This window comes from Haloferax sp. Atlit-6N (genome assembly GCF_003383195.1).
In the GTDB taxonomy this organism is placed as follows: domain Archaea; phylum Halobacteriota; class Halobacteria; order Halobacteriales; family Haloferacaceae; genus Haloferax; species Haloferax gibbonsii.
Map to the genome: position 1 here is coordinate 1,336,167 of NZ_QEQJ01000001.1, position 21,991 is coordinate 1,358,157.

The 21,991-nt window shown below is 67.6% G+C and carries 21 protein-coding genes, 1 tRNA gene and 1 pseudogene; 6 read left to right on the forward strand and 17 right to left on the reverse strand.

Annotated features, from left to right (window positions below; all coding sequences use genetic code 11):
- Nucleotides 1-177: 177 nt before the first annotated feature.
- The 5 genes from DEQ92_RS06945 to DEQ92_RS06965 form a co-directional block, all read right to left on the reverse strand.
- A complete protein-coding gene (locus tag DEQ92_RS06945) occupies nucleotides 178-1,146 on the reverse strand; it encodes an ROK family protein (RefSeq protein ID WP_004973524.1) in 969 nt (322 codons plus the stop codon).
- A gap of 85 nt (nucleotides 1,147-1,231) precedes the next feature.
- On the reverse strand, nucleotides 1,232-1,909 hold the full coding sequence (locus DEQ92_RS06950; protein WP_004973527.1) for a TIGR00266 family protein: 678 nt from the start codon (nucleotides 1,907-1,909) through the stop codon (nucleotides 1,232-1,234).
- 87 nt (nucleotides 1,910-1,996) lie between these two features.
- Nucleotides 1,997-2,455, reverse strand: a complete 459-nt coding sequence (locus DEQ92_RS06955) for a universal stress protein (protein WP_004973529.1) — start codon at nucleotides 2,453-2,455, stop codon at nucleotides 1,997-1,999.
- A gap of 193 nt (nucleotides 2,456-2,648) precedes the next feature.
- A complete protein-coding gene (locus tag DEQ92_RS06960; RefSeq protein ID WP_004973531.1) occupies nucleotides 2,649-3,029 on the reverse strand; it encodes a DUF5611 family protein in 381 nt (126 codons plus the stop codon).
- A gap of 70 nt (nucleotides 3,030-3,099) precedes the next feature.
- Nucleotides 3,100-4,119 (reverse strand): hypothetical protein, encoded by a 1,020-nt coding sequence (locus tag DEQ92_RS06965; RefSeq protein WP_004973534.1) that lies wholly within the window; start codon nucleotides 4,117-4,119, stop codon nucleotides 3,100-3,102.
- A gap of 20 nt (nucleotides 4,120-4,139) precedes the next feature.
- Here DEQ92_RS06965 and DEQ92_RS06970 point away from each other — a divergent pair.
- Nucleotides 4,140-4,523: pseudogene (locus DEQ92_RS06970) on the forward strand (DUF6432 family protein); the annotation flags it as partial.
- A gap of 137 nt (nucleotides 4,524-4,660) precedes the next feature.
- Nucleotides 4,661-5,758: an aminomethyltransferase family protein gene (locus DEQ92_RS06975; protein WP_008091542.1), complete on the forward strand. Its 1,098-nt coding sequence runs from the start codon at nucleotides 4,661-4,663 to the stop codon at nucleotides 5,756-5,758.
- Between the two features lie 30 nt (nucleotides 5,759-5,788).
- On the opposite strand, the gene DEQ92_RS06980 is transcribed toward DEQ92_RS06975, so the two are convergent.
- The 4 genes from DEQ92_RS06980 to DEQ92_RS06995 all read right to left on the reverse strand — a co-directional run bounded on the left by DEQ92_RS06980 (nucleotide 5,789) and on the right by DEQ92_RS06995 (nucleotide 9,837).
- The gene (locus DEQ92_RS06980) at nucleotides 5,789-6,871 is read right to left on the reverse strand and encodes a geranylgeranyl reductase family protein (protein WP_115820604.1); all 1,083 of its coding nucleotides are present in this window, start codon (nucleotides 6,869-6,871) and stop codon (nucleotides 5,789-5,791) included.
- A gap of 76 nt (nucleotides 6,872-6,947) precedes the next feature.
- Nucleotides 6,948-7,955, reverse strand: a complete 1,008-nt coding sequence (locus tag DEQ92_RS06985; RefSeq protein WP_115820605.1) for a hypothetical protein — start codon at nucleotides 7,953-7,955, stop codon at nucleotides 6,948-6,950.
- A gap of 93 nt (nucleotides 7,956-8,048) precedes the next feature.
- The gene (locus tag DEQ92_RS06990) at nucleotides 8,049-8,852 is read right to left on the reverse strand and encodes an ABC transporter permease subunit (RefSeq protein WP_008091536.1); all 804 of its coding nucleotides are present in this window, start codon (nucleotides 8,850-8,852) and stop codon (nucleotides 8,049-8,051) included.
- Nucleotides 8,845-9,837, reverse strand: coding sequence for an ABC transporter ATP-binding protein (locus DEQ92_RS06995; RefSeq protein WP_115820606.1), 993 nt, complete (start codon nucleotides 9,835-9,837; stop codon nucleotides 8,845-8,847). Before DEQ92_RS06995 ends, DEQ92_RS06990 begins: the two co-directional genes overlap by 8 nt.
- Before the next feature lie 133 nt (nucleotides 9,838-9,970).
- On the opposite strand from DEQ92_RS06995, the gene DEQ92_RS07000 reads away from it, so the two are divergent.
- Nucleotides 9,971-11,923, forward strand: a complete 1,953-nt coding sequence (locus DEQ92_RS07000; protein ID WP_008091533.1) for a COG1361 S-layer family protein — start codon at nucleotides 9,971-9,973, stop codon at nucleotides 11,921-11,923.
- 36 nt (nucleotides 11,924-11,959) lie between these two features.
- On the opposite strand, the gene uvrA is transcribed toward DEQ92_RS07000, so the two are convergent.
- Together uvrA and sepF are read right to left on the reverse strand one after the other, a co-directional pair.
- Nucleotides 11,960-14,908, reverse strand: a complete 2,949-nt coding sequence (uvrA, locus tag DEQ92_RS07005) for an excinuclease ABC subunit UvrA (protein ID WP_008091532.1) — start codon at nucleotides 14,906-14,908, stop codon at nucleotides 11,960-11,962.
- Between the two features lie 117 nt (nucleotides 14,909-15,025).
- The gene (gene sepF / locus DEQ92_RS07010; protein ID WP_004969075.1) at nucleotides 15,026-15,382 is read right to left on the reverse strand and encodes a cell division protein SepF; all 357 of its coding nucleotides are present in this window, start codon (nucleotides 15,380-15,382) and stop codon (nucleotides 15,026-15,028) included.
- A 219-nt stretch (nucleotides 15,383-15,601) separates the two neighbouring features.
- Here sepF and DEQ92_RS07015 point away from each other — a divergent pair, with 219 nt between their 5' ends.
- On the forward strand, nucleotides 15,602-16,282 hold the full coding sequence (locus tag DEQ92_RS07015; RefSeq protein WP_115820607.1) for a DUF1028 domain-containing protein: 681 nt from the start codon (nucleotides 15,602-15,604) through the stop codon (nucleotides 16,280-16,282).
- Nucleotides 16,283-16,329: 47 nt separating this feature from the next.
- Here the strand turns inward: DEQ92_RS07015 and DEQ92_RS07020 are convergent, their stop codons facing one another.
- On the reverse strand, nucleotides 16,330-16,809 hold the full coding sequence (locus DEQ92_RS07020; RefSeq protein ID WP_004969073.1) for an RNA-binding protein: 480 nt from the start codon (nucleotides 16,807-16,809) through the stop codon (nucleotides 16,330-16,332).
- 211 nt (nucleotides 16,810-17,020) lie between these two features.
- Here DEQ92_RS07020 and DEQ92_RS07025 point away from each other — a divergent pair, with 211 nt between their 5' ends.
- Both DEQ92_RS07025 and DEQ92_RS07030 read left to right on the forward strand, forming a co-directional pair.
- Complete coding sequence (locus DEQ92_RS07025) at nucleotides 17,021-17,323, forward strand: hypothetical protein (RefSeq protein ID WP_008091528.1); 303 nt, start codon at nucleotides 17,021-17,023, stop codon at nucleotides 17,321-17,323.
- Nucleotides 17,324-17,443: 120 nt separating this feature from the next.
- On the forward strand, nucleotides 17,444-18,763 hold the full coding sequence (locus DEQ92_RS07030; protein WP_115820608.1) for a ribonuclease R family protein: 1,320 nt from the start codon (nucleotides 17,444-17,446) through the stop codon (nucleotides 18,761-18,763).
- Between the two features lie 115 nt (nucleotides 18,764-18,878).
- On the opposite strand, the gene DEQ92_RS07035 is transcribed toward DEQ92_RS07030, so the two are convergent.
- The 5 genes from DEQ92_RS07035 to tuf form a co-directional block, all read right to left on the reverse strand.
- Nucleotides 18,879-19,118: a hypothetical protein gene (locus DEQ92_RS07035; RefSeq protein WP_004065334.1), complete on the reverse strand. Its 240-nt coding sequence runs from the start codon at nucleotides 19,116-19,118 to the stop codon at nucleotides 18,879-18,881.
- A 66-nt stretch (nucleotides 19,119-19,184) separates the two neighbouring features.
- The gene (locus DEQ92_RS07040) at nucleotides 19,185-19,559 is read right to left on the reverse strand and encodes a hypothetical protein (protein WP_004973561.1); all 375 of its coding nucleotides are present in this window, start codon (nucleotides 19,557-19,559) and stop codon (nucleotides 19,185-19,187) included.
- 374 nt (nucleotides 19,560-19,933) lie between these two features.
- Nucleotides 19,934-20,005, reverse strand: a tRNA-Ala gene (locus DEQ92_RS07045).
- Between the two features lie 252 nt (nucleotides 20,006-20,257).
- Complete coding sequence (rpsJ, locus tag DEQ92_RS07050; RefSeq protein WP_004044563.1) at nucleotides 20,258-20,566, reverse strand: 30S ribosomal protein S10; 309 nt, start codon at nucleotides 20,564-20,566, stop codon at nucleotides 20,258-20,260.
- Between the two features lie 2 nt (nucleotides 20,567-20,568).
- Nucleotides 20,569-21,834 carry a translation elongation factor EF-1 subunit alpha gene (tuf, locus tag DEQ92_RS07055; RefSeq protein ID WP_004969067.1) on the reverse strand — a complete coding sequence of 422 codons (1,266 nt, stop codon included), beginning with the start codon at nucleotides 21,832-21,834 and terminating at the stop codon, nucleotides 20,569-20,571.
- Nucleotides 21,835-21,991 lie beyond the last annotated feature (157 nt).

Genomic DNA, 21,991 nt, shown 5'->3' on the forward strand with positions numbered 1-21,991 from the left:
CGCGCCGAGCGACTCGGCGTCGTCGGGTGCACGTCATCGCGTTTCTCGACCGGGGTTATAAGAGTGCGCCACCGAGTATCAATCGAGATAACTCGGGGCGGAGAAGCGAAGCACCGCGTTACAGTCGAGACCGGTCGCCGGTGCCACCTGCGCCGGAACTGGCGAATCCTCGCCGCATCACAGCCGCGAGCGGTCGCCAGTCCCACCGGTCATCGCGCTCGCCAACGCCCCCTCGACCACGACCTCGTCGCCGAGCGTCGTCAGTTGAATTTCGGGGATGTTCGACATGACCATCTCGCTCATCTGCTCGCGGATGGGCTCTAACACGAGGTCCGGATTGTTGAGCGCGACCGCGCCGCCGACGTAGATGATGAGCGGCGCGTACGCGTGGACGATGTTGGCGACGCCCATCGCGTTCCAGTGGCCCAGTTGGTTGATGATGTGGTCGGCGAACTCGTCCTCGCCGGCGTGTTCGAACACGTCGACCGCAGAGAAATCGGGGTCCGACACGGGGAGTGCGGTGTCGACCGGGTCCTCCTCGTGGAGTTCGCGGGCGTACTTCGGGATGTTGTTCCCCGAGCAGTAGCCCTCCCAGTGACCGTTGTGGCCGCACCCGCACGTCATGAAGCCGTTCGGGTCGAGCGTCAGGTGGCCGACTTCACCGGCGTTGCCGTCCCAACCGGCGAGGACGTGCCCGTCGACGCAGACGCCCGCGCCGATACCCGAGGAGATGGTGAGATACACCATGTCGTCGGGGTTGCGGTCGGAGTGGAACCGCTCGCCGATGACCCCGGCGTTCGTGTCGTTGTGCAGGTACACCTCGTCCGTCTCCAAGAGCACCGAGAGGGGACCGGTCAGCGGGATGCGGTCGATGGTGTCCGGTAGGTTCGCCGGGTTCTCGACCGCGCCCTCGGCCAGGTCGAGCGGGCCGATAGCACCGATGCCGGCCGCGACCGCGTCGCTCGGGTCGATACCCGCCTCGGCACACGCCTCGCGGACGACGCCGAGGACCGCCTCGGTGACCGCGATTCCGGTCGGGCCGCGCGGAGTGTTGTCACGGGCCTCCCCGAGGATAGTTCCATCGTCGTCGCCCACCACGGAACGGACGTTCGTCGCCCCCAGGTCGACGCCCACGTAGTACGCCATCGTTCCCATAGCGATGCGCCCTCCACTTAACTAAGCGGGATTCTCGGTAGATTTACTCGCCGCGATGTAAGTCGGCGGCCGCCGCCTACGCGGAGTTGTTGGTCGGGAGCTTGGGGATGAGCCACGAGAGGAACGACTCCATGCTGCGCGACTGTATCCAGACGGTTCCCGGTCCGGTGAACGTACAGACGAGCCCCTCGCCGCTGAACAGGGTGGACTTCAGGCCGCCGACGCGCTCGACCGAGAAGCTCGTCGTCTCGTCGAAGGCGACGATGTGGCCGGTATCGACCGTGTAACGCTCGCCCTCGCCGAGTTCGACCTCGTGGATGGCGCCGTAGCTCGACAGGAAACTGTCGCCGGTGCCGGTCAGTTTGAGCAGGAACAGCCCCTCGCTCCCGAAGAAGGTCTTCGCCCCGCCGAAGGAGGTGTCGAGGTCGAGCGCGGGGTCCGAGGCGATGTACGACCCGGACTGCACGAAGAGCGTCTCGTCTTCGAGGCGGTGGTGGACGATGTCGCCCGGAAGCGGGGGCGCAAAGGAGACCTCGCCCGCCTGCCGCGCGCTGAACGTGTTCTGGAAGAACGACTCGCCGCCGAGGACGCTCCGCTTGAGCGACCCGAAGAGGCCGCCTTTCGCGTTCGTCTCGATGTCGATGCCGTCGGAGTAGCTGACCATCGCGCCGGCCTCCGACCGGAGCGACTCGCCCTCGTCGAGCGAGACGGTGAGGAGGGCGAACGACGGGCGGTAATCGATGGAGTGGTCCATGCGGGAGATGACGGCGCGCTAAGATATGTAGTTGCCTGCGAAACCCGGTCGAGTCGGTGGTCTCGCCGGCGCTCGTCCGTTACGCCGTCACTTGGTGTCCGCGCGGACGAACGTCACGGGACACGACGATTCGAGCATGACCTCCTGTGCGACGCTGCCGAAGACGGCCTTACCGGTCGGCGAGCGCTTTCGACCGCCGACGATGAGGCGGTCGGCGTCGACCTCGCCCGCGAGTTCGACGAGCTTCTCGCCGTGGTGGCCGACTCGGCCGTGGACGACGTAGTCGATGTCCGCGTCGTCGAAGCGCCGCGTGAGCTCTCGGACGATGGCGTGTCGTCGGGCCACGTCGTCCGCGGAGACCTCCTCGGCCGTGATGTCGAAATCGAGGTTGTCGAGCGCCTCGTCGTACTCGTCTCTCGTGAAAACGTGCCCGATGACGACCGTCGCGCCGGTCGGTCCGGCCACGTCGATTGTCTCCTCGGCGAGTCTGTCGATTCGCTCGGCGTCGCCCGCGCCGACCGCGAGCAGGATAGTTTCGATAGCCATACCAGCCCGTTCGCCCCGGCGTCACTTAATCGTGCCGGGGATTTTTACTCAGAACCGAAATAAAAATTCGTGTTCGACGGTTTCGCAGTCGCTGACAGCGGGAGTGTCACGCGGTAGCAATATGTACGTTTCGCTGGCGGCACCACCGCTCGGCGGGTGGGTGCGCGAGAAAAACCAGCCCGCGTCGGACGGCTCAGACGTCGGGCGCGTCGTCTTCGACCGCGCGCTTCATCGAGTCGCGGCGGGACTTCGCGTCGCGGCCCGTCGCCTCGAGGAGGAAGTCGTTCTTCGCGCTGACGGCCTCGCCCGCGGCTTCGAGGTCTTCGGGAGCGAGGTCGGCCGGGTCGGCCTCCTCGAAGTTGACCGCGAGCTTGTCCTTCTTGCCGCTGTACTTGACCGCGCCGGCGACGATGCGGGTGAACACGGGGTTCTTGGGCTCGCCGACGACGTAGAGGTCGCTTCCTTTGAACTCCTCGGTGTCCGTGATGGGGCCGAAGTAGTCTTCGACCGTCGCTTTCATGTCCGGAATTCGCTCTTCGAGCGTCTCCCCACGACGCATCTTGTACTCCTTCATGGACGCCTTTTCGACAGGGGATGGTTTACCTGTTTCGCGACTCTGCGACGCCTGCGAGGGCGTGCCGCGGTCAGGATTCCCGCTCGGCGATGTAGCCCTTTTTACACTCGGGGCAGATGTCGCCGGCCCGCATCGACGACGAGGACGCGCCGCGGGCGTGACCGCAGTTCGGACAGTAGTACTCGACGGCGTCGTCGGGGGCCTCGTTTCCGACGTTCGACTCGTCGGCGCGGACGAAGTCGTCTTCCTCCGCCTCGACGTACTGACCGTTCGACTGCTGGCTCGGCGAGCTGTTGCCCTCCGGGGCCAGTCCGCCGCCGAACGAGACGGAGACGGGCTCGCCGTCGTCGGGCTGAGCGTTCCATCCCTCGTCGTCGCCCGGCGCGTCGGGCCACGCGCCGCGTTCGCGGGTCTGTGTCTGTTCGGGCTCCGCTTCGGCGTCGGCTTCGACGCCCGCCTCGGCGTCCGCGTCGATGAACTCCGCGTCGTCGCCGTCGGCCGGCGGCGTCGGGTCGTCGGTCTCGACCTCGTCGACCTCGTCGGGCCACTGCGTCCGGTCGCGGGTGGCCGACTGCTCCTCGTCGTCGTCGAGGATGATGCCGTCGTCGGTCACCGGCGGGGCGTCGACGCTCCCGGCGTCGTCAGCCGCGTCCGGCCCGTCTGCGGGTTGGGCGTCGGCGGCGTTCGCGGCCTCGGCCGGCTGTTGCGCCGCGGGGTCCGCGCCGGCGTCGGCGTCGGCGTCCGCAGCGGCGTCGGCGGCGGCGTTGGCGTCGTCGACCTCGGCCCGCGTCTCCGCGTCCGGAGCCGTCTCGATGGCGGCGTCCTCGCTGTCGGAGACGCCGGGCTGCGGGTTCGCCGGTTCGAAGCCCGCGGCCGCGGTCTCGACTTCGCCCTCCGTCATCCCGACCTCCTCGGGCGTTCGGATGGCCGTGACCTCCTTGTTCTCGCTCATCACCTGTTCGTGTCCGCACCGCGAACAGACCTGTATCTCCCGAATCGAGACGACCACCTCGTCGCCGCGTTCCTCTCGCTCCCGTTCCGTCTCGGGGTCTCCGTAGGAGTGCCCGAGAAGACGGCAAGTAAGTCCCATTACGCGAGGATTCCGGGGTTCGGAAACAAAAAGGTACCCCCTGCCTGTCGGACGTCCGTCAGACGGGCGGTACAAGTAAACAGGAGGCGAACGATGTACCCGCTATGAGAGCGAGGCGGGAGTTCCGGAACCGCCGCGACATCGAGGTCGCGGTGCTCGACGCGCTCGTCGACCGCCACGACGAGGGGATGACGGTGTTCGAACTCCGTGCCGCCGTGGACGCCGACATCGACACCATCGAAGAGGCGCTGTCGGCGCTGAAAGACGAGGGCCTCATCGTGGTCGAGGAGGCCGACACGCGGGTGCTCATCCACGCCGACGAGCGCGTCGTTCCGGACCCGAGCGAAGCCGTCGAAGAGGACGCGTCGTTGTTCGAGAAACTTCGCGAGCGGTTCGGGCTCTGAGCGAGCCAGCGCGGAGAACGGTCTCGTTTTGACTGTCCGGTCCGCCCGCGGCCGCCGCCGGCGGACCGCCGACCGAAAGCCGGGCGAGTCGTCCGGGAGTGGGAGGGTTTTACGCGCCGAAGGCGAAACGGGGGGTAATGACACTCGTCGCCGACATCCACGAGGCACACGGTGCGACGTTCGAGACGCGCGGCGGAATCGAGGTCGTGAGCCACTACGGCCGCCCCGAGCGGACCCACCGCGCCGTCAGAAACGGCGTCGGCGTCATCGAACACGGCTACGGCGTCGTCGTCGTCGAGGGCGAAGACCGGGTCGACTACGTCGACAACGCGGTGACTAACACCGTCCCGGACGAGGACGGCGAGGGCGTCTACGCCCTGCTTTTAGACCCCGACGGCCGCATCGAGACGGAGATGTACGTCTACAACGCGGGCGAGCGACTGCTGATTTTCACCCCGCGGGACCGCGCCGAACCGCTCGTCGAGGAGTGGCGCTCGAAGACGTTCCTCCAGCGCGTCAAACTCCGCGACGCGTCCGACGAGTTCGGCGTCTTCGGCGTCCACGGCCCGCAGTCGACCGAGAAGGTGGCGAGCATCCTCTCGGGGGCGGGCGCGCCCGAACCGGAGCTCTCCTTCGTCCGCGGCTCCATCGGCGGCGAACTCGGCGTCACGGTCGTCGCCTCCGACAACCCGACCGGCGAGGAGGGCTACGACGTCATCTGCCGCGCGAAGGACGCCGAAGACGTGCTCGACGCGCTGCTGTTCTACGGCAACCCCTCGGTCCCCGTCGGCTATCAGACGTGGGACAGCCTCACCGCCGAGGCCGGCACGCCGCTCTTCGAGTCGGAACTCCGCGGCAACCTCCCGAACGTCGTCGGCGTCCGCAACGCGCTCGACTTCGACAAGGGCTGTTTCGTCGGCCAAGAGGTCGTCTCGAAGGTCGAAAACCGCGGGCGGCCCTCGCGCCGACTCGTCGGCTTCCGCGCCGACGACCTCCCCGACGCGGGCGCCGAGGTCTCCGCGGACGGCGACCCGGTCGGGACCGTCACCCGCGCCGTCGAGAGCCCGATGCTCGAATCACCCATCGGTTTCGCGCTCGTGGACTACGGCCTCGACGCCGACGACCTCGAAGTCGCGGTCGGTGACGACCGCGTCGGCGCGACCCGCGAGTCGCTCCCGTTCGTCGAGGGGAGCGCGGTGTCGGCGCGGCTCCCGACGTATCCGGGCGAGAAATAGGAGCGGAGCGTTTCGGCGCTCCCGGCCCTTTCAGAGCAGTTTCTTCAGGTGTTCGCGCGAGAAGAACGAGCTCGGCTTGTCCATGTGGACGCCGATTTCCCCCGACAGCGACCGGAGACCGACCCGCTGGAGCCACTCGGGGAAAGAGTAACACCGGCGCACGAGGTGGCCCAGCCGAATCTCCCGGGAGAGTTCGTCGCGCCACGCGTCCTCGTAGGCCGACAGCGTCTCGGGGTCGTCGGGGTCGATGGTCGCGGCGGCGATGTCGGCCGCGGTCATCCCGTAGAGGATGCCGCCGCCGGTGAACGGTTTGGTCTGGGCGGCCGCGTCCCCGACGAGGAACGCCCGACGAGTGGTCGTCCGGTCCGGCGGGCCGATGGGGATGGCACCCGAACAGAAGTGCTCCGTCTCCACGTCGTAGGTGTTCGTGAGCGCGTCGAACATTTCGTTGACCTCAGCGCCCGGCGGGGCCGCGAGGCCGTACTCGACGCCGGCGTCGCCGCGGGGGATGCGCCACGCGAAAAAGCGCGGGACCGTGAGGTGCACGTCGACGAAGTCGCCGTCGTCCGGGTCAGGGTCGAACGCGAGGACGCCGTGGAGCGTCTCCGACGGTTCGGGGAGGTCGAGCGCTCGGCGGACCCGCGAGGTCGGGCCGTCGCACCCGGCGACCATCTTCGCCTCGAACCGGACGGTACCGGCCTCACCGGCCACGCTCACGGTCAGTCGGACCCGGTCGTCGAGTTCCTCGACGGCGGTGACGGTGTGGCCCTCGCGCACGTCAGCGCCGGCGTCGCGGGCGCAGTCGGCGAGGGTGCGGTCGAGTTCGACGCGGTCGATGACGTTCGAGACCTCGCTTTGCTTGTAGAACGGGTATGCCTTGGAGTTCGGGCCGCCGACGCGGAAGTTCGCCCCGTAGATGCGGTTCTGAAACAGGCGGTCGCGCGCCTCGTCGGGGACGTAGTCCCAGATGTCGGTGCTGACGTGCCCGGAGCACGCGAGGGGCGTCCCGACCTCGCCTTTCTCCAGCGCGAGCACGTCGTAGCCCGCGTCGGCCGCGCGGCGGGCGAACCGCGCGCCGGCGGGACCGACGCCGACGACGGCGAAATCGTACATGCTTGGCCGTTGCCGCGCCGACCCATGAATCTTCTCGCTTCGGACGAGGGGACGTCTCGGAGGAAAAACCGCCCGGCTACTCGACGACCGCCAGCCCCGCCGCAGTCCGTCGTGTCCCGTCCCACGGGACCTCGATTCGGTCCCACGAGTCGCCGAAGTCGGTCGTCCGGTAGAGGCCGCGGTCGGTCGCGGCGTAGCACTCGCCGCCGGACAGACCGGCGGCAAGAATCCCTCGCGTCGCGCCCGGCCCGGTCGGGAGTCCGGTCTCGTCGAGGCGTTCCCACGACTCGCCGCCGTCCTCTGACGAGTCCGCCCGGCGGTAGAGGTACGCCGCCGCCGACTCGACCCGGTGGGCGCGCATCGGCCCGGAGGCGGCCGTCAGAAGCACCGAGTCCGGGTCCGCGGGGTCGACGACGACGCTCCAGCAGTAGCCGTGGCCCAGCCCCGCGGTCGGCGTCGTCCACGTCTCGCCCGCGTCGTCGGTCTCGGCGTAGCCGTCGCCCGCGGCGACCCGGACGCGACCCGGTCGGTCGGGGTGCGTCGCCATCGAGTGCGTGTCTCGCTTGCTCGACGGCACGCGGTCTTGCCACGTCTCCCCGCCGTCGAGCGAGCGGACGAGCGCCCCGGCTTCGACCGCGACGAACAGCCGGTCGGGGTCGGTCGGGTCCGGTTCTATCCAGCGGACGTGGTGGGTGTGCGGGCGGGGCGGAAACGCCCACGACGACGCCGAATCGAGGTCCGAAAGCGACGCGAGTTCGGCCCACGTGTCGCCGCCGTCGGGAGAACGGAAGACTGCCGAGGGCTCGGTACCGGCGTAGACCACGTCCGGGTCGGCCGGCGAGACGGCGAGGCTCGTCACCGACTCGGGGAGCGCGTCGGTGCCGACCGCGTGCCACGACGCCCCGCCGTCGGTCGTTCGGAAGACGCCGGCGTCGAAGGTCCCGCAGAACGCCCGGTCCGGCGCGCGCGGGTCGGCCGCGACGCACTCGATGCGGTGGTCGGCGAGTCTCCGACGGGCGGTCGAGTCGTCGGGCGACCCCGAGACCGAGAGGACCGCGCCGTTCGCGGCGGCGTAGAGGTGCATGGGGGACAGAGGGGCTCGACGGTGAAAAAGCGGGCGCGGGGCGTGGCTCGCGCCGGTCGCGCGGGCCGCGGGTGACCGAGAGCAGAACGACGATTACGACAGGTCGCGACGCTCGAACACCTCGGCCGCGAGGACGACGAGGACGCACGTCACGGCGACGAGCACGGCGATGCCACCCCAGTCCACGTCGCCGGCGACGAGGAGTTCGCCGGGGTCGAGGTAGCGCGTGAGCGACAGGGCTCCGAGGAACTCGTAGTCGGTGTCGACGGTCAGGGAGTCGAGGAGGAACGTCCCGAAGACGACGCCGATGGCCGCACCCTGCGCCCGGCGGACGCGCCCGAAGAACGCCGACGCGAGGAGGCCGACCGCGACGCAGGCGACGAGGTAGAGGCCGCCGACGGCGTGGACCGCGAGGAGGCGAGTGAGGTGAATCTCCTCGTCGATGAGGCCCGCGCCGACGACGACGGCCGCGAGGAGTGCGAGGTCGACGACGGCGACCGCCGGGAGCATCGCGAGGAACTTACCGACGACGAACCGGGTGCGCGAGACGGGCCGGACGAGGACGAGTTCGACCGACTGTCGGTCGACCTCGCCGGCGACGAGCGACCCCGCGGCGTAGGCGAAGTAACTCCCGACGATGAGGAGCCAGACGAGTTGGTAGAGTTCGACCACGAGGTAGCCTTCGAGCGACGAGAAGTCGGTGACGCTCCCGACGAAGGCCGCCTGAAACTCCTCGGGGTACGACTCCAGCAGTTCGGCGAAGTCGATGTCGGACTCGCCGAACGACGGGAAGACGGCGATGGTGAGCCCCGCGGTCGCTACGAGGAGCACGCAGACGATGACGAGCCCGCGCCGTCGCCGGGCGAATTCGAAGGACGCGATGTCGAGTTCACGCATTCGCGGACTCCTCGGCGTTGGCGGGCGACGGGTCCTCGGCGTCGCCCCCGTCGTCGGTGGCGGCGCTGTCGCCGACGTCAACGCCGTCTTCTCCGCCGTCACCCTCGTCGTAGAAGTGCATGAACACGTCCTCGATGGCCGTCTCGCGGACTTCGAGGTCGTCGATTCGGTAGCCGTCGAGGGCGTCCACGAGCGCGTCGTAGTTGCCCGAGGTGACGAGTCGGAGGGAGCCGTCGGGCTCGATGCGGGCGTCGATGGTCTCCGGAAAGTCGAAGTCGGCGAGGTCGATGGAGTCGGGCGACTGGACCGTGACGACCTTCCCGCTCCGGGCGAGCAGGTCGTCGATGTCCTCGACGGCGACGAGCCGACCGTTTCGGATGATGGCGACGCGGTCGCAGACCTCGCGGACCTCCCCGAGGATGTGCGTCGAGAAGAACACCGTCACCCCGCGGGCGCGCTCCTCGCGGAGGAACTCGTAGAACTCCTGTTGGACGAGCGGGTCCAACCCCGAGGTCGGCTCGTCCATCACGACCACCCGCGGGTCGTGCATGAACGCCTGCACGATGGCGAGTTTCTGCCGGTTGCCGCGGGAGTAGGCCCGGACCGGCCGGTCGAGCGGCACCGGAAAGCGGCCGAGGAGTTCGTCGCGGCGGGCGTCGCCGGAGAGTCCGGCGAAGTAGTCGAGGGTCTTGCGGCCGGTCACGTCGTCGTAGAACCGCGGGTCGCCGGGGATGTGGCCGACGCGCGAGAGCACGTCGAGGAAGGCCGCGCGGTCGTCCACCGGAACCCCGAGGATGCTCGCCGTGCCGTCGGTCGGTTTGAGCAGGCCGAGAAGCAGGCGAATCGTCGTTGACTTCCCCGCGCCGTTGGGGCCGAGGAAGCCGAACAGCTCGCCCTCCGAGACGGAAATCGAGAGCTCCTCGACCCCGCGAACGTCCCCGTAGAACTTGGTGAGGCCGTCGATGTCGATGGCGGGGACGGACATACCCACACGTAGGCGCGCTCCGGACGTATCCCTTGCGTGACGTTACCACCGATTGAGAGCCGAGCGTGTTGTTAAGCTTACATGCCGCGTATCTAGCGCGACTGAAGCGGGCTCGCCCGCCGGTCCCTTCACCATGACTCGTCGTACCCGGCGGGCGAGCGCGGCGCTCCTCGCCACGCTACTGGTCCTGTCCGCCCTCGCCGGCGCAACCGGGAGCGCCGCGGCCGCCAGCCGAGTGACCGGAAGTCCCGACCTCTCGATTATCGCGCCGGAGAACCGACTCGTCGCCGGTACCGAGGCCGCGGTCGAGGTGTTCGTCGTCAACAGCGGGACGGTCACCAACGACGGCCCCGAGGAGTACGAGGCGCTCGTCCAGACGGCCCGCGCGCTGACCATCCGCGGCGAGTCGAACGGCCCCATCACCGTCGTCAGCGGTGAGATTCCCGTCGGGACCGTCCCCGAGGGCGTCTCCGGGCCGGCGTCGCTCCGCCTCCGCGTCGCCGAGGGCGCGCGGCCCGGTACCTACGAACTCCCCGTCACGTTCACCTACGACTACACCGCCTCGGTGTACGTGGACGGCGAGACGGTCCGGACGACCCACCGGAGTCGGACCATCAAGCGGGACCTCGAAGTGGTCGTCGAGCGCAGACCCGCGTTCGCGGTCCGGACGGTCGACGCCGCCCTCGCGGTCGGTGACAGCGGGACCGTCGCGGTCGACATCGAGAACGTCGGGCCCGTCGGGGCCGCGGACGCGACGGTGACCGTCACCTCGACCGACCCGGAGATAACGTTCGGAAGCGGCGTCGCCTCCGCGGAGACGTTCGTCGGCGAGTGGGAGGAAGGCGCGACAGAGCGCGTGAGCTTCCGCGCCCGCGTCGCCGACGACGCCATCGTCCGCAACTACTCGGTCGACCTGACCGTGACCTACCGAGACGAGGACGGTCAAACGCGGACTTCGCGGTCGTTCGTCGCCGGGGTGCGCCCGACCCGCGGGGCCGACTTCGAACTCGCGGACGTGGACGCCGCGGTCGCCGTCGGCGACACCGGCACGCTGACGCTCGAACTCGTGAACGTCGGCGACGCGACCGCCTCGGCGACGACCGTCGGCGTGGCGTCCGCCGACTCCGAAGTGACGTTCGGGGCCGGCGCGCCCGCCGCGGAGGCCTACGTCGGCGCGTGGGAACCCGGCGAGACGAGGCGCGTGAGCTTCCGCGCCCGCGTCGCCGACGACGCGCTCGACCGGCCCTACTCGCTCGACGTGGCCGTCTCGTTCCGCAACCCCGGCGGCGACCGGAAGGTCCAGTCACTGGTCGCCGGTCTCGACCCCGGAGCCGGCCCGGCGTTCGCCGTGACGGTCGAAGAGAGCACGCTCAGAGTCGGCGGTGTCGGCCGCGTCGTCGGCACCGTCGAGAACGTCGGCGAGGGCGAGGCCCGAGACGTGGTGCTCCGCCTCGAATCCGACGACCCGGCGCTGACGCCGACGGACCTCGACGTGACCGTCGGCACGCTCGCGCCCGGCGAGGTCGCCGAGTTCGAGTACGCCATCGGCCTCGCCGCGGGCACGACGCCGGGGACGCGTCGACTCCCGTTCGTCGTCGAGTACCGGCCGCCGGGCGACGAACTGCGCGCGGCCGACCGGACCGACGTGCTCGCGGCGGTGAGCACCGGCGACCCCGCCGTCGCGGTCGAACCGCGGAACGCGACGTTCGAGGTGGATTCGACCGGCCGGCTCGTCCTCGCGGTGACGAACACCGAGGCGACGCCGCAGACCGACGTGACGGTCAGGCTCGTCGCCGAGGAGCCGCTTTCGAGCGAGGACGCCGTCGCGTTCGTCCCGCGACTCGACGCCGGCGAGACGCGCCTCGTCGTCTTCGACCTCGAAGTGAGCGGCGACGCCGTCCCGAAGACGCAGGTCGTCGGCGTCGACGTGAGCTACGAGGACGACGCCGGCAGACAGCTCTCGACGGGCACCCAGCGGGTCGCCGTCGAGGTGGTCGAACCGGCGACGACGTTCCCCTTCTTCCCGGCGCTCGTCGTGGTCCTCGCGCTCGCGGGCGTCGGCTACTGGTGGTATCAGCGTCGCTGAGAGCACCGTCGGCGCTGAAGAAAAGTCGGCGCGCGTTCAGTCGTCGTTCGCCACTTTCGCGGGGTTGCGGCGGTCCGAGCGCGGCCCCTCCTCGTCCACGTCGGGGAGGTAGTCGCGGAGGTACCGACCCGTGTGGGAGTCGGGGTTCTCGGCGACCTCCTCGGGGGTGCCGCTGGCAACGACCGTGCCGCCGCCCGCGCCGCCCTCGGGGCCGAGGTCGACGATGTGGTCGGCGTTCTTCACGAGGTCGAGTTCGTGTTCGACCACGAGGACGGTGTTGCCGTTGTCGACGAGGCGCTGGAGCACCTCGATGAGCTTCCGCTCGTCTTCCTTGTGGAGACCGGTCGTCGGCTCGTCGAGCAGGTAGAGCGTGTCGCCGGTCTGCTTCTTGCCGAGTTCCTCGGCGAGTTTGACGCGCTGTGCCTCGCCGCCGGAGAGCGTGGTCGACGGCTGGCCGAGCTGCATGTAGCCGAGGCCCACGTCGTGGAGCAGTTGGAGGCGGCGGCGAATCTGCGAGTTCGCCTCGAAAAAGTCGAGCGCCTCGTCGACCTCCATGTCGAGCACGTCGGCGATGGTCTTGTCCTTGTACGTCACGTCGAGCGTCTCGGCGTTGTAGCGCGCGCCGTTACACTCCTCGCAGGGCACGTACACGTCCGAGAGGAAGTTCATCTCGATTTTGACGTTGCCCTGTCCCTTGCAGGCCTCACAGCGGCCGCCCTTGACGTTGAAGGAAAAGCGGCCCTTCTCGTAGCCGCGCTGTTTCGAGAGCTTCGTCTCGGCGAACAGTTCGCGGACGTAGTCGAAGACGCCGGTGTACGTCGCCGGGTTCGACCGCGGGGTGCGACCGATGGGCGACTGGTCGATGAGCCGGACGGTCTCGATTTCGTCGTAGCCCTCGATGGCGTCGTGCTCGCCGGGGTCGACGGAGGTGTTGTCGTTCATCCGCCGGGCGAGTCCCTTGTAGAGAATCTCGTGCATCAGGGTGGACTTACCCGACCCCGAGACGCCGGTGATGGCGGTGAACGTCCCGAGGGGAAGCGGCACGTCGAGGTCGTCGAGGTTGTGTTGGCGCGCGCCGCGGACGACGAGTTCGCCGTCGCCCTCGCGCCGCGCGTCGGGCACGTCGATGTCCTTGCGGCCCGAGAGGTAGTCGGCCGTGATGGAGTCGTCGGCCGCGACGATATCGTCGAAATCGCCCTGCGCGACGACCTCGCCGCCGCGCTTGCCCGGGCCGGGCCCCATGTCGATGATTTCGTCGGCCCGGCGCATCGTCTCCTCGTCGTGTTCGACGACGATGAGCGTGTTACCGAGGTCGCGGAGGCCTTCGAGCGTGTTGAGCAGTTTGTCGTTGTCGCGCTGGTGGAGGCCGATAGACGGCTCGTCGAGGACGTAGAGAACGCCCACGAGGCCGGAGCCGACCTGCGTGGCGAGGCGGATGCGCTGGGACTCGCCGCCCGAGAGCGTGGCGGCCTCGCGGTCCAAGGTGAGGTATTCGAGGCCGACCTCGGTCATGAAGCCGAGGCGGGCGCGAATCTCCTTGAGAATCTCCTGTGCGATGGTGCGGTCGCGCTCCGAGAGGTCGGCTTCGAGGCCCTCGAAGTGTTCGAGCGCGCCCGCGATGGTCATGCGGTTGACCTCGGGGAGCGTCGTGCCGCCGACGCGGACGTGGCGGGATTGCTCTTTGAGCCGCGAGCCGTCGCAGTCGGGGCAGGTCGTGACGGCCATGAACTCCTCGATGTGGTCCCGCGTCCGGTCGGAGTCGGTCTCGACGTGGCGGCGTTCGAGGTTGCCGACGACGCCCTCGAAGGGGTGTTCCTTGTGGCGCGTGCCGTTTTTCGTCGTCCACTCGAACACCACGTCCTCGGTGGTGCCGAACAGGAAGGCGTCCTGCACCTCGTCCGAAAGCTCCTCGAACGGGGTGTCCACGCTGACGCCGAAGTGGTCGGCGACGTTGTCGAGCTGGCGGCGGTAGTACGTCCGGTTGTAGCTCCACGGCTCGAAGACGTGCTTGAGCGGCTTCGACGGCTCGGTGACGACGAGGTCGGGGTCGACCTCCTTCGCCTTGCCGAGGCCCTCGCACTCCGGGCAGGCCCCGTGGGGGCTGTTGAACGAGAACGACCGCGTCTCGATTTCCGAAAAACGGAACGACGAGTTCGGGTTACCGAGTTCCTCGGAGAACTCGACGACGAGGCGGTCGTCGCCCTCGCCCGCGAGCGACCCGGTCGAACGGGTGTTGGAGGCGAAGGGGAGGTCCTCGGGCGGGTCGGGGACGATGAGTTTGAGGACGCCGCCGGCCTCGTCGAGCGCGGTCTCGACGGAGTCGGCGATGCGCGAGCGCGCCTCGGGCGCGACCTTCACGCGGTCGACGACCACGTCGATGGTGTGGTCGTAGTTCTTGTCGAGTTCGGGCGTCTCGAACGAGAGGTCGAACTCCTCGCCGTCGACCTCGACGCGGGCGTAGCCCTCGGAGACGAGGTCCGAAAACAGGTCCTTGAACTCGCCTTTCTGGTCGCGGACGACCGGCGCGACGACCTTCGCTCGGGTGCCCTCGGGGAGTTCGAGAATCTGGTCGACCATGTCCTGTGCGGACTGCTCGCCGACCTTCTCGCCCGTGATGGGGTCGTACTGGGTGCCGACGCGGGCGTACAGGAGGCGGAGGTAGTCGTGGAGTTCGGTGACGGTCCCGACGGTCGACCGGGGGTTGTTGGCCCCGTTCTTCTGGTCGATGGAGATGGCGGGCGAGAGGCCCTCGACGGCCTCGACTTTCGGCTTGTCCATCTGGCCGAGGAAGTTCCGCGCGTAGGCCGAAAGCGACTCGATGTACCGCCGCTGACCCTCCGCGTAGACGGTGTCGAACGCGAGGGAGGACTTGCCTGACCCCGACAGGCCGGTGACGACGGTAAACGTCTCGCGGGGGATGCGAACGTCGAGGTTCTTGAGGTTGTGCTCTTCGGCACCGCGAACCTCGATGTAGTCCTTGCTCATTCGGACGACTCTAGGAACGAGAGGACCGAATAGGCATCGGTTCGGGCCGTTCGAGCCGCATCGCTCGCGTCGGCGACTCGGGAGAAATCGGAGCGTGCGCGGTGTCGTCCGCCGGCGTCAGCCGTTGAGCTTCTGCCGCGAGATGGAGATGCCCGTCGGCGTGATGACGATTTGGTCGTCGCCCTTCTGGACGATGTCGCCGTCTACCTCGCGCGCGACCTGCCGGAGGTCGTCGATGATGTGTTCCATCGTGTTGTCGGAGGTCGTGTGGCGGGTGATGTCCGCGATGACCAGATTGCCGTCGTAGACGGCGTCTTTGATGGCGATAACGTCCTGCTGGCCGCCGATTTCGGCGATGTGAACCGAGAGGCCGGCGTCGCCGCGAGCGGTGTCGAAGTCGTCGAGGTCGAGTTCGACGTAGTCCTCGGTCGTTCGGGAACCACCACCACCGAGAATCTTACTCATGATACCCATAGGACGTAGAGAGGCCACAACGGGGTTAGTTCTTACGTCAGACGATTGTCTCTCTTCAGACATGTCTGAGCGCTGAGGCGGGACGAATCGACGGCAGTACGGCCACAGGAGGGTGGTGCCGCGGGAGGCGACGACGCCGGCGGACGTCCGACGCGCGCGCCGTCCGCGTCGTTTCGCCGGGTGTTTTTACCTCGCGGTGCGCGGGAGCAGACGAACACGATGACCTTCAGCATCTGCGTCCGCGAGTCGTACGTCGACGACGGCGGCGACGACCAGCACCGCTTCGGCGTCGCCGTGACGACCCGCCTGCCGGGCGTCGGGGCCCTCTGTCCGTTTGCAAGTGAACACGGCGCGGTCGCGACACAGGCGCTGACGAACGTCGAACTCGGGGAGAAGGGCATGGACTACCTCGAAGACGGCCTCGCCGTCGACGACGCCCTACAGGCGCTGTTGAACGCCGACGACGGCCGGTCGGAGCGACAGTTCCACGGCGTCGGCTCCGAGGGGACGTTCGCCTTCACCGGCGACGACTGTCTCGGCTGGGCGGGCCACCGCGAAGGCGACGACTACACCGTCGCTGGCAACCTGCTCACGGGCGCGGAAGTCGTCGAAGCCGCCGCCGACGCCTACGAGCGAAGCGTCGACGGCGACGAGCCGCTCGCGAAGCGACTCATCGACGCGCTCGGCGCGGGACACGCCGCGGGCGGCGACAAGCGCGACGACCTCGACGTCCAGAGCGCGGCCGTCGTCGTGACCACGACCGAGGACCGCGAGATGGAGCCGTACTACAACGACCTCCGGGTCGACGCGACGGAGACGCCGCTTCGCGACCTTCGGGAGACGTTTTCGATGGCGCGAGAGGGATACGAGGCGGCGCTGGAGAAGTACGCCGAAGAGTAGCCGACGTGGCCGAGAGCCGCGCGCGCCGGGGCAAAGAAACAGTCGGCTCAGACGGAGAACTCGAAGAGGTCGTCGCCGACGTGGTGGATTGACTCGACGACCTTGCCGGAGTCGCCGACGAGGTCCGCCCCGTCTTCGAGCGCGCGACCCACGGCGAGCACCTTGCCGTGGGTCTCCTCGGCGATGACGACGAGGTCGCCAGCCTCGATGGTGTCGTCCGCCTCGGTGATGCCGGGGCGCATCACGTCGGCCCCGCTGGAGACGAACGAGACCGCGCCCGCGTCGACCGTGACGACGTTCGTCGTCGGCGGGAACTGGTTCGCGCCCTTGACCGTGAGAAACGGCTGGTCGTCGACGTACATGACCGCCGGCTCGCCGTCGACGAGGACGACCTCGTAGTCGGCGTCGGCGAACTCGACCGCCTCGAACGCGTCGCCGTCGAGGGCGACGCCGAGGGACGATTCGATGGAATCACACAGGGCGTCGATTTCGTCGCTTCGGAGGTGGTGGCGAGACTTGACCTTCATACCGGGTCGTGGACGCTCACGGCCGATAAATCGACCGCTCCGCATCGAGTGGTCGGCGACGACCCCGGCGGCCGGTCGAACGCGAGTCGACCCGAGCTAACCCAAAACCAACCCGAAGCAATCCGAAGCAACCCGAACCACGTCGGCGTCTGACGCGCGTCAGACTGTGACAGGATAAACTGCTAAGTACGATTGGGTCCACTCCAACGATATGTGGCGCTCCCGGACGAACCGGGACCGGAAACGTGTCGTGTGCATCGCATGCGGTGACGCGGTCCTCCGGTCGGCGGCGCGCGAGTACGACAAAGAGGGGAACCGCTGGGAACGGCACGGCAAGCGGTTCGAACACCTCTGTAAGTCCTGTTATCGAGGGCTCTGTCACCAGCCCCGCGGGGAGCTCGAAGGCCTCCTCATCGACATCGAAGAACACGGCATCACCAACGAGGAGTTCCTGCTTCGCTACTTCGACGCGGTCAAAGAGCGGTACGAATCCCCCGGCGAGCGCGGTCGCTGAGGTCGCTTTCCTTGGCCCGCCGCCGGGGCGCGCGCGAGCGTGCTCACGAGCGACGTCGTTTCCCTCTCGTCGCGGCCCGTGCCCGACACTCATTTCTCCCTGCCCCGTCTAGTCGGGGCTATGTCAGACGACGCGCAGGCGTACGCCGGGACCGCCGAAGGGCAAGGACCGGTGGAGATAGACGCCGAACTCGCGCGACACCTCCAGAACAAGCGCGAGGACCTGTTCGAGGAGTTCGAGATTCGAGACAAGTTCCCGCCGGAAGTCCTCTCGGAGGCGCGTGCGCGCACCGACGGCGTCCACGAGGAAATCGAAGACGAGCTCGAACACCGCAAGGACCTCCGAGACCTCACGACGTGGACGACAGACCCCGTCGACGCCCAGGACTTCGACGACGCCCTGAGCATCCGCGAGAACGAGGAGACGTACACGCTGTGGGTCCACATCGCCGACGTGACCCACTACGTCCACCCCGGTTCGGAGATGTGGGCCGAGGCCGTCAAGCGCGGGAACACCGTCTACCTCCCCGCCTACACCATCCACATGCTCCCGCCGGCGCTGGCCGAGACGGTCTGTTCTCTCGTCCCCGAGGAGGACCGCCTCGCCCACACCGTCGAGATGGAGATCAAGAAGGACACGCTCTCGTTCGAGTCTATCGACATCTACAAGTCCGTTATCCACTCCAACGAACGGCTCACCTACACGCAGTGTGAAAACCGGCTGGAAGACCCCGACCTCCCCCTCCACGACGAGAACGCGCTGGTCTTCGACCTCGCGGACCAACTCCACGAACAGCGCAAGGAAGACGGCTCGCTCGTTCTCAACCCGAGCCGCGACCGCGCCCACACCATCATCGAGGAGTGCATGCTGAAGGCGAACAAGGCCGTCACGCACGAACTCATGTGGAACCGCGGCGTCGAGGCGATGTACCGCGTCCACCCGCAACCCACTCCCGACCAGTGGGACAAGGCGCTCCGCGAAATCACCGAACTCGACGGCGTGAGCATCCAGTCCACGTCGTGGGACGAGCCCCGGAAGGCCGTCAACGACGCCTTGGAGAGCGCGAACTCCCGCACGCTCAACAAGATTCAGCGCGCCGTGCTGAAGGTCATGCCCCGCGCGAAGTACATGAACGACCCCTTCGGCGGCCACTACGCGCTCAACTTCGACATCTACGGCCACTTCACCTCGCCCATCCGGCGGCTGTCGGACCTCATCAACCACTGGATCGTCCACGAGAACGACGTGCCCGAAGACCTCGTCGAGCTCTGCGACCGCGCCTCCGACCGTCAGAAGGACGCCGAGACGGCCGAGCGGCTCTACAAGCAGTTCCTCCAAGAAGTCGGCTTGGACCCCTACGCGGTCAACAACCGCGGCATCGTCACCGTCGACGACGACGGCGAGGTCATCGACGAAAACGGCCTCCCGCCGCGCGAATAACCGGGCATAACCGGACGGTCGTCCTCGTCGCCCGCGGCCGGCGAGACGAACGCGAGACCACGGGCTCAGTCAGCGACGTACCGAAGCGACCGAAAGGCGCTCACCGCCGCGGCCCTTACTCCTCTTGTTTGTGCGTGAACAGCAGCACGTCGCCGTCGTGCTGGGTCACACAGAGGTCGAGCATCATGCTCAGTTCGAGACTGTTGTAGTCGTTTTCGCAGACGACCAAGTCGTCGAACGGTTTCTCACAGGCCGGACAGGCGATGGAGACGGTGTTCTGGTAGGTGGTGACGCCGCCGCTCGACTCGTAGGGCGTGAGCGACGACCGGAGTTCGTCGAGTTCCTCGTCGTTCATGGACGTGTTGTGCGCGCGGCGTGCGTATAATTCTTCACGGTCGGACACCGGTTACGGTCTGACGACTCACGAGTGCCCGGCGTCGTCCAACCCGCAGGCCCACCGGAAGTGCGGGTGAACCCACGACAGCCCCGCGGCGTTGGCTTCGACCCACGACGACGGGTCGCTCAGCCGACGCGACAGCACCGTCGCGCGCTCCTCGTGAGTCCCCTCCCGGTCGAACGGTATCAGTTCGAGCGTCCGCGACGCGGGATTGAAAAAGACCGCCCGCTCGGTGTCCTCGTCGAGTCCGACCAGCCGCGAGCCGTTGGCGTCCTTCTGGAGGAGCGCCTGCGCCATGCGGTGTTGGTGGACTCCCCGGCGCGTCTCGCGGAGCTTCGAGACGATGGCTCGAAAGAGGGCCGTCGGGTCCGACGGGGGTTCGCCTCGTCGTGTTTCCATACCGACGCCCTCGGAGCGAGACGGTAAGAGAGTCCGCCATGAGCGGAGTGAAAGTGTCGGGTTCGGCGGAAGTGAAGGCGTGTCAGCGAGCCAAGCTCGACGACCGAGTCACGTTGGGTGGCGTCGCGAAAATGGGAGCGGACTCGCGGGGTCCCCACGAACGAAGCGAGTGGGGGCAAGCGAGTCTATTGACTGACGGAACGAAGTGACGGAAGGAAATGGACTCGCGGGGATATTGAACTCACTCGCAACGCTCCGCGTTGCTCGCTGCTCAAATCCCCGCTCGAACAGGCACGATTACACTCGACACCGACGTGACTCGCAGGGCTCCTGACGGAGCCACTGCTCGAAGGCGTGGTGTCGAGAGAAAGTAGTGGACTCGCGGGGATTTGAACCCCGGGCCTCTTCCTTGCGAAGGAAGCGATCTGCCACTGATCTACGAGCCCTCATTCCCACGGAGTCGTGGGATACACTTATACCCTATGTTTTGTCCGCGGTCGGGCATGCGATAGCATCCCGTTCCGTCGGGTGATTCTACGGACGTCTGCTCGCGTGTCGAACGGAAGTGAGATGACACGCGCCTTAGCGCTGAAAGTCAGCTCGGAGGCAGAGTCCTCCGGACGCGCGCCTCGACAACCGCGAGTGTGACGGGCGGGCCGTCACGAACGGGCGATCCGGGAGTCCGGACAGCGCCGTCGTTAGTCTTCGAGGACGATCTCGATGCTGACGTCGTTCGGAACCTGAACGCGCATCAGCTGGCGCAGAGCGCGTTCGTCAGCGTCGAGGTCGATGAGACGCTTGTGGACGCGCATCTCCCAGTGCTCCCACGTCGCCGTCCCCTCGCCGTCAGGCGATTTGCGGGCGGGGACTTCGAGCGTCTTCGTGGGCAGCGGGATCGGCCCGCTGAGGTTGACGCCCGTCTTGTTCGCGATCTCGCGGACGTCGTCGCAGATATCGTCGAGGTCTTCCGGACTCGTGCCGGCGAGCCGAACGCGTGCCTGTTGCATCGTTATCGCTCGTTGACTTCGAGCACTTTGCCGGCCGCGATGGTCTGACCCATGTCACGGACAGCGAAGCTGCCGAGCTCCGGAATCTCGGAGGACGGCTCGATGCTGAGCGGCTTCTGCGGACGGACGGTCACGATGGCGGCGTCGCCGGACTTGATGAAGTCCGGGTTCTCCTCAGCAACCTCGCCCGACGCGGGGTCGAGCTTCTGGTCGATCGACTCGATGGTACACGCGACCTGCGCCGTGTGGGCGTGGAAGACCGGCGTGTAGCCAGCGGTGATGACCGAGGGGTGCTGCATGACGACGACCTGCGCCTTGAACGTCTCGGCGACCTTCGGCGGGTCGTCAGCCGGGCCACAGACGTCGCCGCGGCGGATGTCGTCCTTGCCGACGCCACGAACGTTGAAACCAACGTTGTCGCCAGGTCCGGCCTGGTCGACTTCCTCGTGGTGCATCTCGACGGTCTTGACCTCGCCGCCGACGTCAGAGGGCTGGAAGCTCACGTTGTCGCCGGGGTTGAGGGTACCCGTCTCGATACGGCCGACCGGGACCGTACCGATGCCGGAGATGGTGTAGACGTCCTGGATGGGCAGGCGCAGCGGCGCGTCCGTCGGCGGCTGCGGTGCCGGCAGGTTGTTGAGCGCTTCGAGCAGGATGTCGCCGTCGTACCACGGCGTGTTGTCGGAGCGCTCGGCGATGTTGTCGCCTTCGAAGGCCGAAATCGGGACGTAGGTCGCGTCGTCGGAGTTGAAGCGGACCTGCTTGAGGAGCTTGTTGACCTGCTCCTTGACGTCCTTGTACTTGTCTTCGCTGTAGTCGACGACGTCCATCTTGTTGACCGCGATGATGAGTTCGCCGATGCCCAGGGTGCGGGCGAGGAAGACGTGCTCGCGGGTCTGAGGCGCGACACCGTCGTCGGCGGCGACGACGAGGACCGCGTTGTCAGCCTGCGAGGCACCGGTGATCATGTTCTTGACGAAGTCGCGGTGGCCAGGACAGTCGACGATGGTGAAGTAGAACTCGTCCGTGTCGAACTCCTGGTGGGCGATGTCGATGGTGACACCGCGCTCGCGCTCTTCGGCGAGGTTGTCCATGACGTAGGCGAATTCGAATCCGCCCTTGCCCTTCTCCTCGGCTTCCTCTCGGTGCTGCTCGATGACGTGCTCCGGGACGGAGCCGGTCTCGAACAGGAGTCGGCCGACGAGCGTACTCTTACCGTGGTCGACGTGGCCGATGATGGCCAGATTCTGGTGGGGTTTGTCGCTCATTGGTGTGTTCACGCGCTAAGGCGCTCTGTGGGGAATGTTTTTGCTGAAACCCCTAAAACGATTTCGATACGCGCTACGGGCCGTCTAACCGCCGTACTGCGATTTGCGGAACCATACCATGGTCCCGGAAACGGCGTGTCCGGTGGATACCGACAGT

Bases quoted from the DNA above. Each gene is read 5' to 3' on its own strand.
- DEQ92_RS06945 (WP_004973524.1), bottom strand. From the start codon at position 1,146: ATGGCGTACTACGTGGGCGTCGACCTGGGGGCGACGAACGTCCGTTCC.
- DEQ92_RS06950 (WP_004973527.1), bottom strand. From the start codon at position 1,909: ATGGACCACTCCATCGATTACCGCCCGTCGTTCGCCCTCCTCACCGTC.
- DEQ92_RS06955 (WP_004973529.1), bottom strand. From the start codon at position 2,455: ATGGCTATCGAAACTATCCTGCTCGCGGTCGGCGCGGGCGACGCCGAG.
- DEQ92_RS06960 (WP_004973531.1), bottom strand. From the start codon at position 3,029: ATGAAGGAGTACAAGATGCGTCGTGGGGAGACGCTCGAAGAGCGAATT.
- DEQ92_RS06965 (WP_004973534.1), bottom strand. From the start codon at position 4,119: ATGGGACTTACTTGCCGTCTTCTCGGGCACTCCTACGGAGACCCCGAG.
- DEQ92_RS06975 (WP_008091542.1), top strand. From the start codon at position 4,661: ATGACACTCGTCGCCGACATCCACGAGGCACACGGTGCGACGTTCGAG.
- DEQ92_RS06980 (WP_115820604.1), bottom strand. From the start codon at position 6,871: ATGTACGATTTCGCCGTCGTCGGCGTCGGTCCCGCCGGCGCGCGGTTC.
- DEQ92_RS06985 (WP_115820605.1), bottom strand. From the start codon at position 7,955: ATGCACCTCTACGCCGCCGCGAACGGCGCGGTCCTCTCGGTCTCGGGG.
- DEQ92_RS06990 (WP_008091536.1), bottom strand. From the start codon at position 8,852: ATGCGTGAACTCGACATCGCGTCCTTCGAATTCGCCCGGCGACGGCGC.
- DEQ92_RS06995 (WP_115820606.1), bottom strand. From the start codon at position 9,837: ATGTCCGTCCCCGCCATCGACATCGACGGCCTCACCAAGTTCTACGGG.
- DEQ92_RS07000 (WP_008091533.1), top strand. From the start codon at position 9,971: ATGACTCGTCGTACCCGGCGGGCGAGCGCGGCGCTCCTCGCCACGCTA.
- uvrA (WP_008091532.1), bottom strand. From the start codon at position 14,908: ATGAGCAAGGACTACATCGAGGTTCGCGGTGCCGAAGAGCACAACCTC.
- sepF (WP_004969075.1), bottom strand. From the start codon at position 15,382: ATGGGTATCATGAGTAAGATTCTCGGTGGTGGTGGTTCCCGAACGACC.
- DEQ92_RS07015 (WP_115820607.1), top strand. From the start codon at position 15,602: ATGACCTTCAGCATCTGCGTCCGCGAGTCGTACGTCGACGACGGCGGC.
- DEQ92_RS07020 (WP_004969073.1), bottom strand. From the start codon at position 16,809: ATGAAGGTCAAGTCTCGCCACCACCTCCGAAGCGACGAAATCGACGCC.
- DEQ92_RS07025 (WP_008091528.1), top strand. From the start codon at position 17,021: ATGTGGCGCTCCCGGACGAACCGGGACCGGAAACGTGTCGTGTGCATC.
- DEQ92_RS07030 (WP_115820608.1), top strand. From the start codon at position 17,444: ATGTCAGACGACGCGCAGGCGTACGCCGGGACCGCCGAAGGGCAAGGA.
- DEQ92_RS07035 (WP_004065334.1), bottom strand. From the start codon at position 19,118: ATGAACGACGAGGAACTCGACGAACTCCGGTCGTCGCTCACGCCCTAC.
- DEQ92_RS07040 (WP_004973561.1), bottom strand. From the start codon at position 19,559: ATGGAAACACGACGAGGCGAACCCCCGTCGGACCCGACGGCCCTCTTT.
- rpsJ (WP_004044563.1), bottom strand. From the start codon at position 20,566: ATGCAACAGGCACGCGTTCGGCTCGCCGGCACGAGTCCGGAAGACCTC.
- tuf (WP_004969067.1), bottom strand. From the start codon at position 21,834: ATGAGCGACAAACCCCACCAGAATCTGGCCATCATCGGCCACGTCGAC.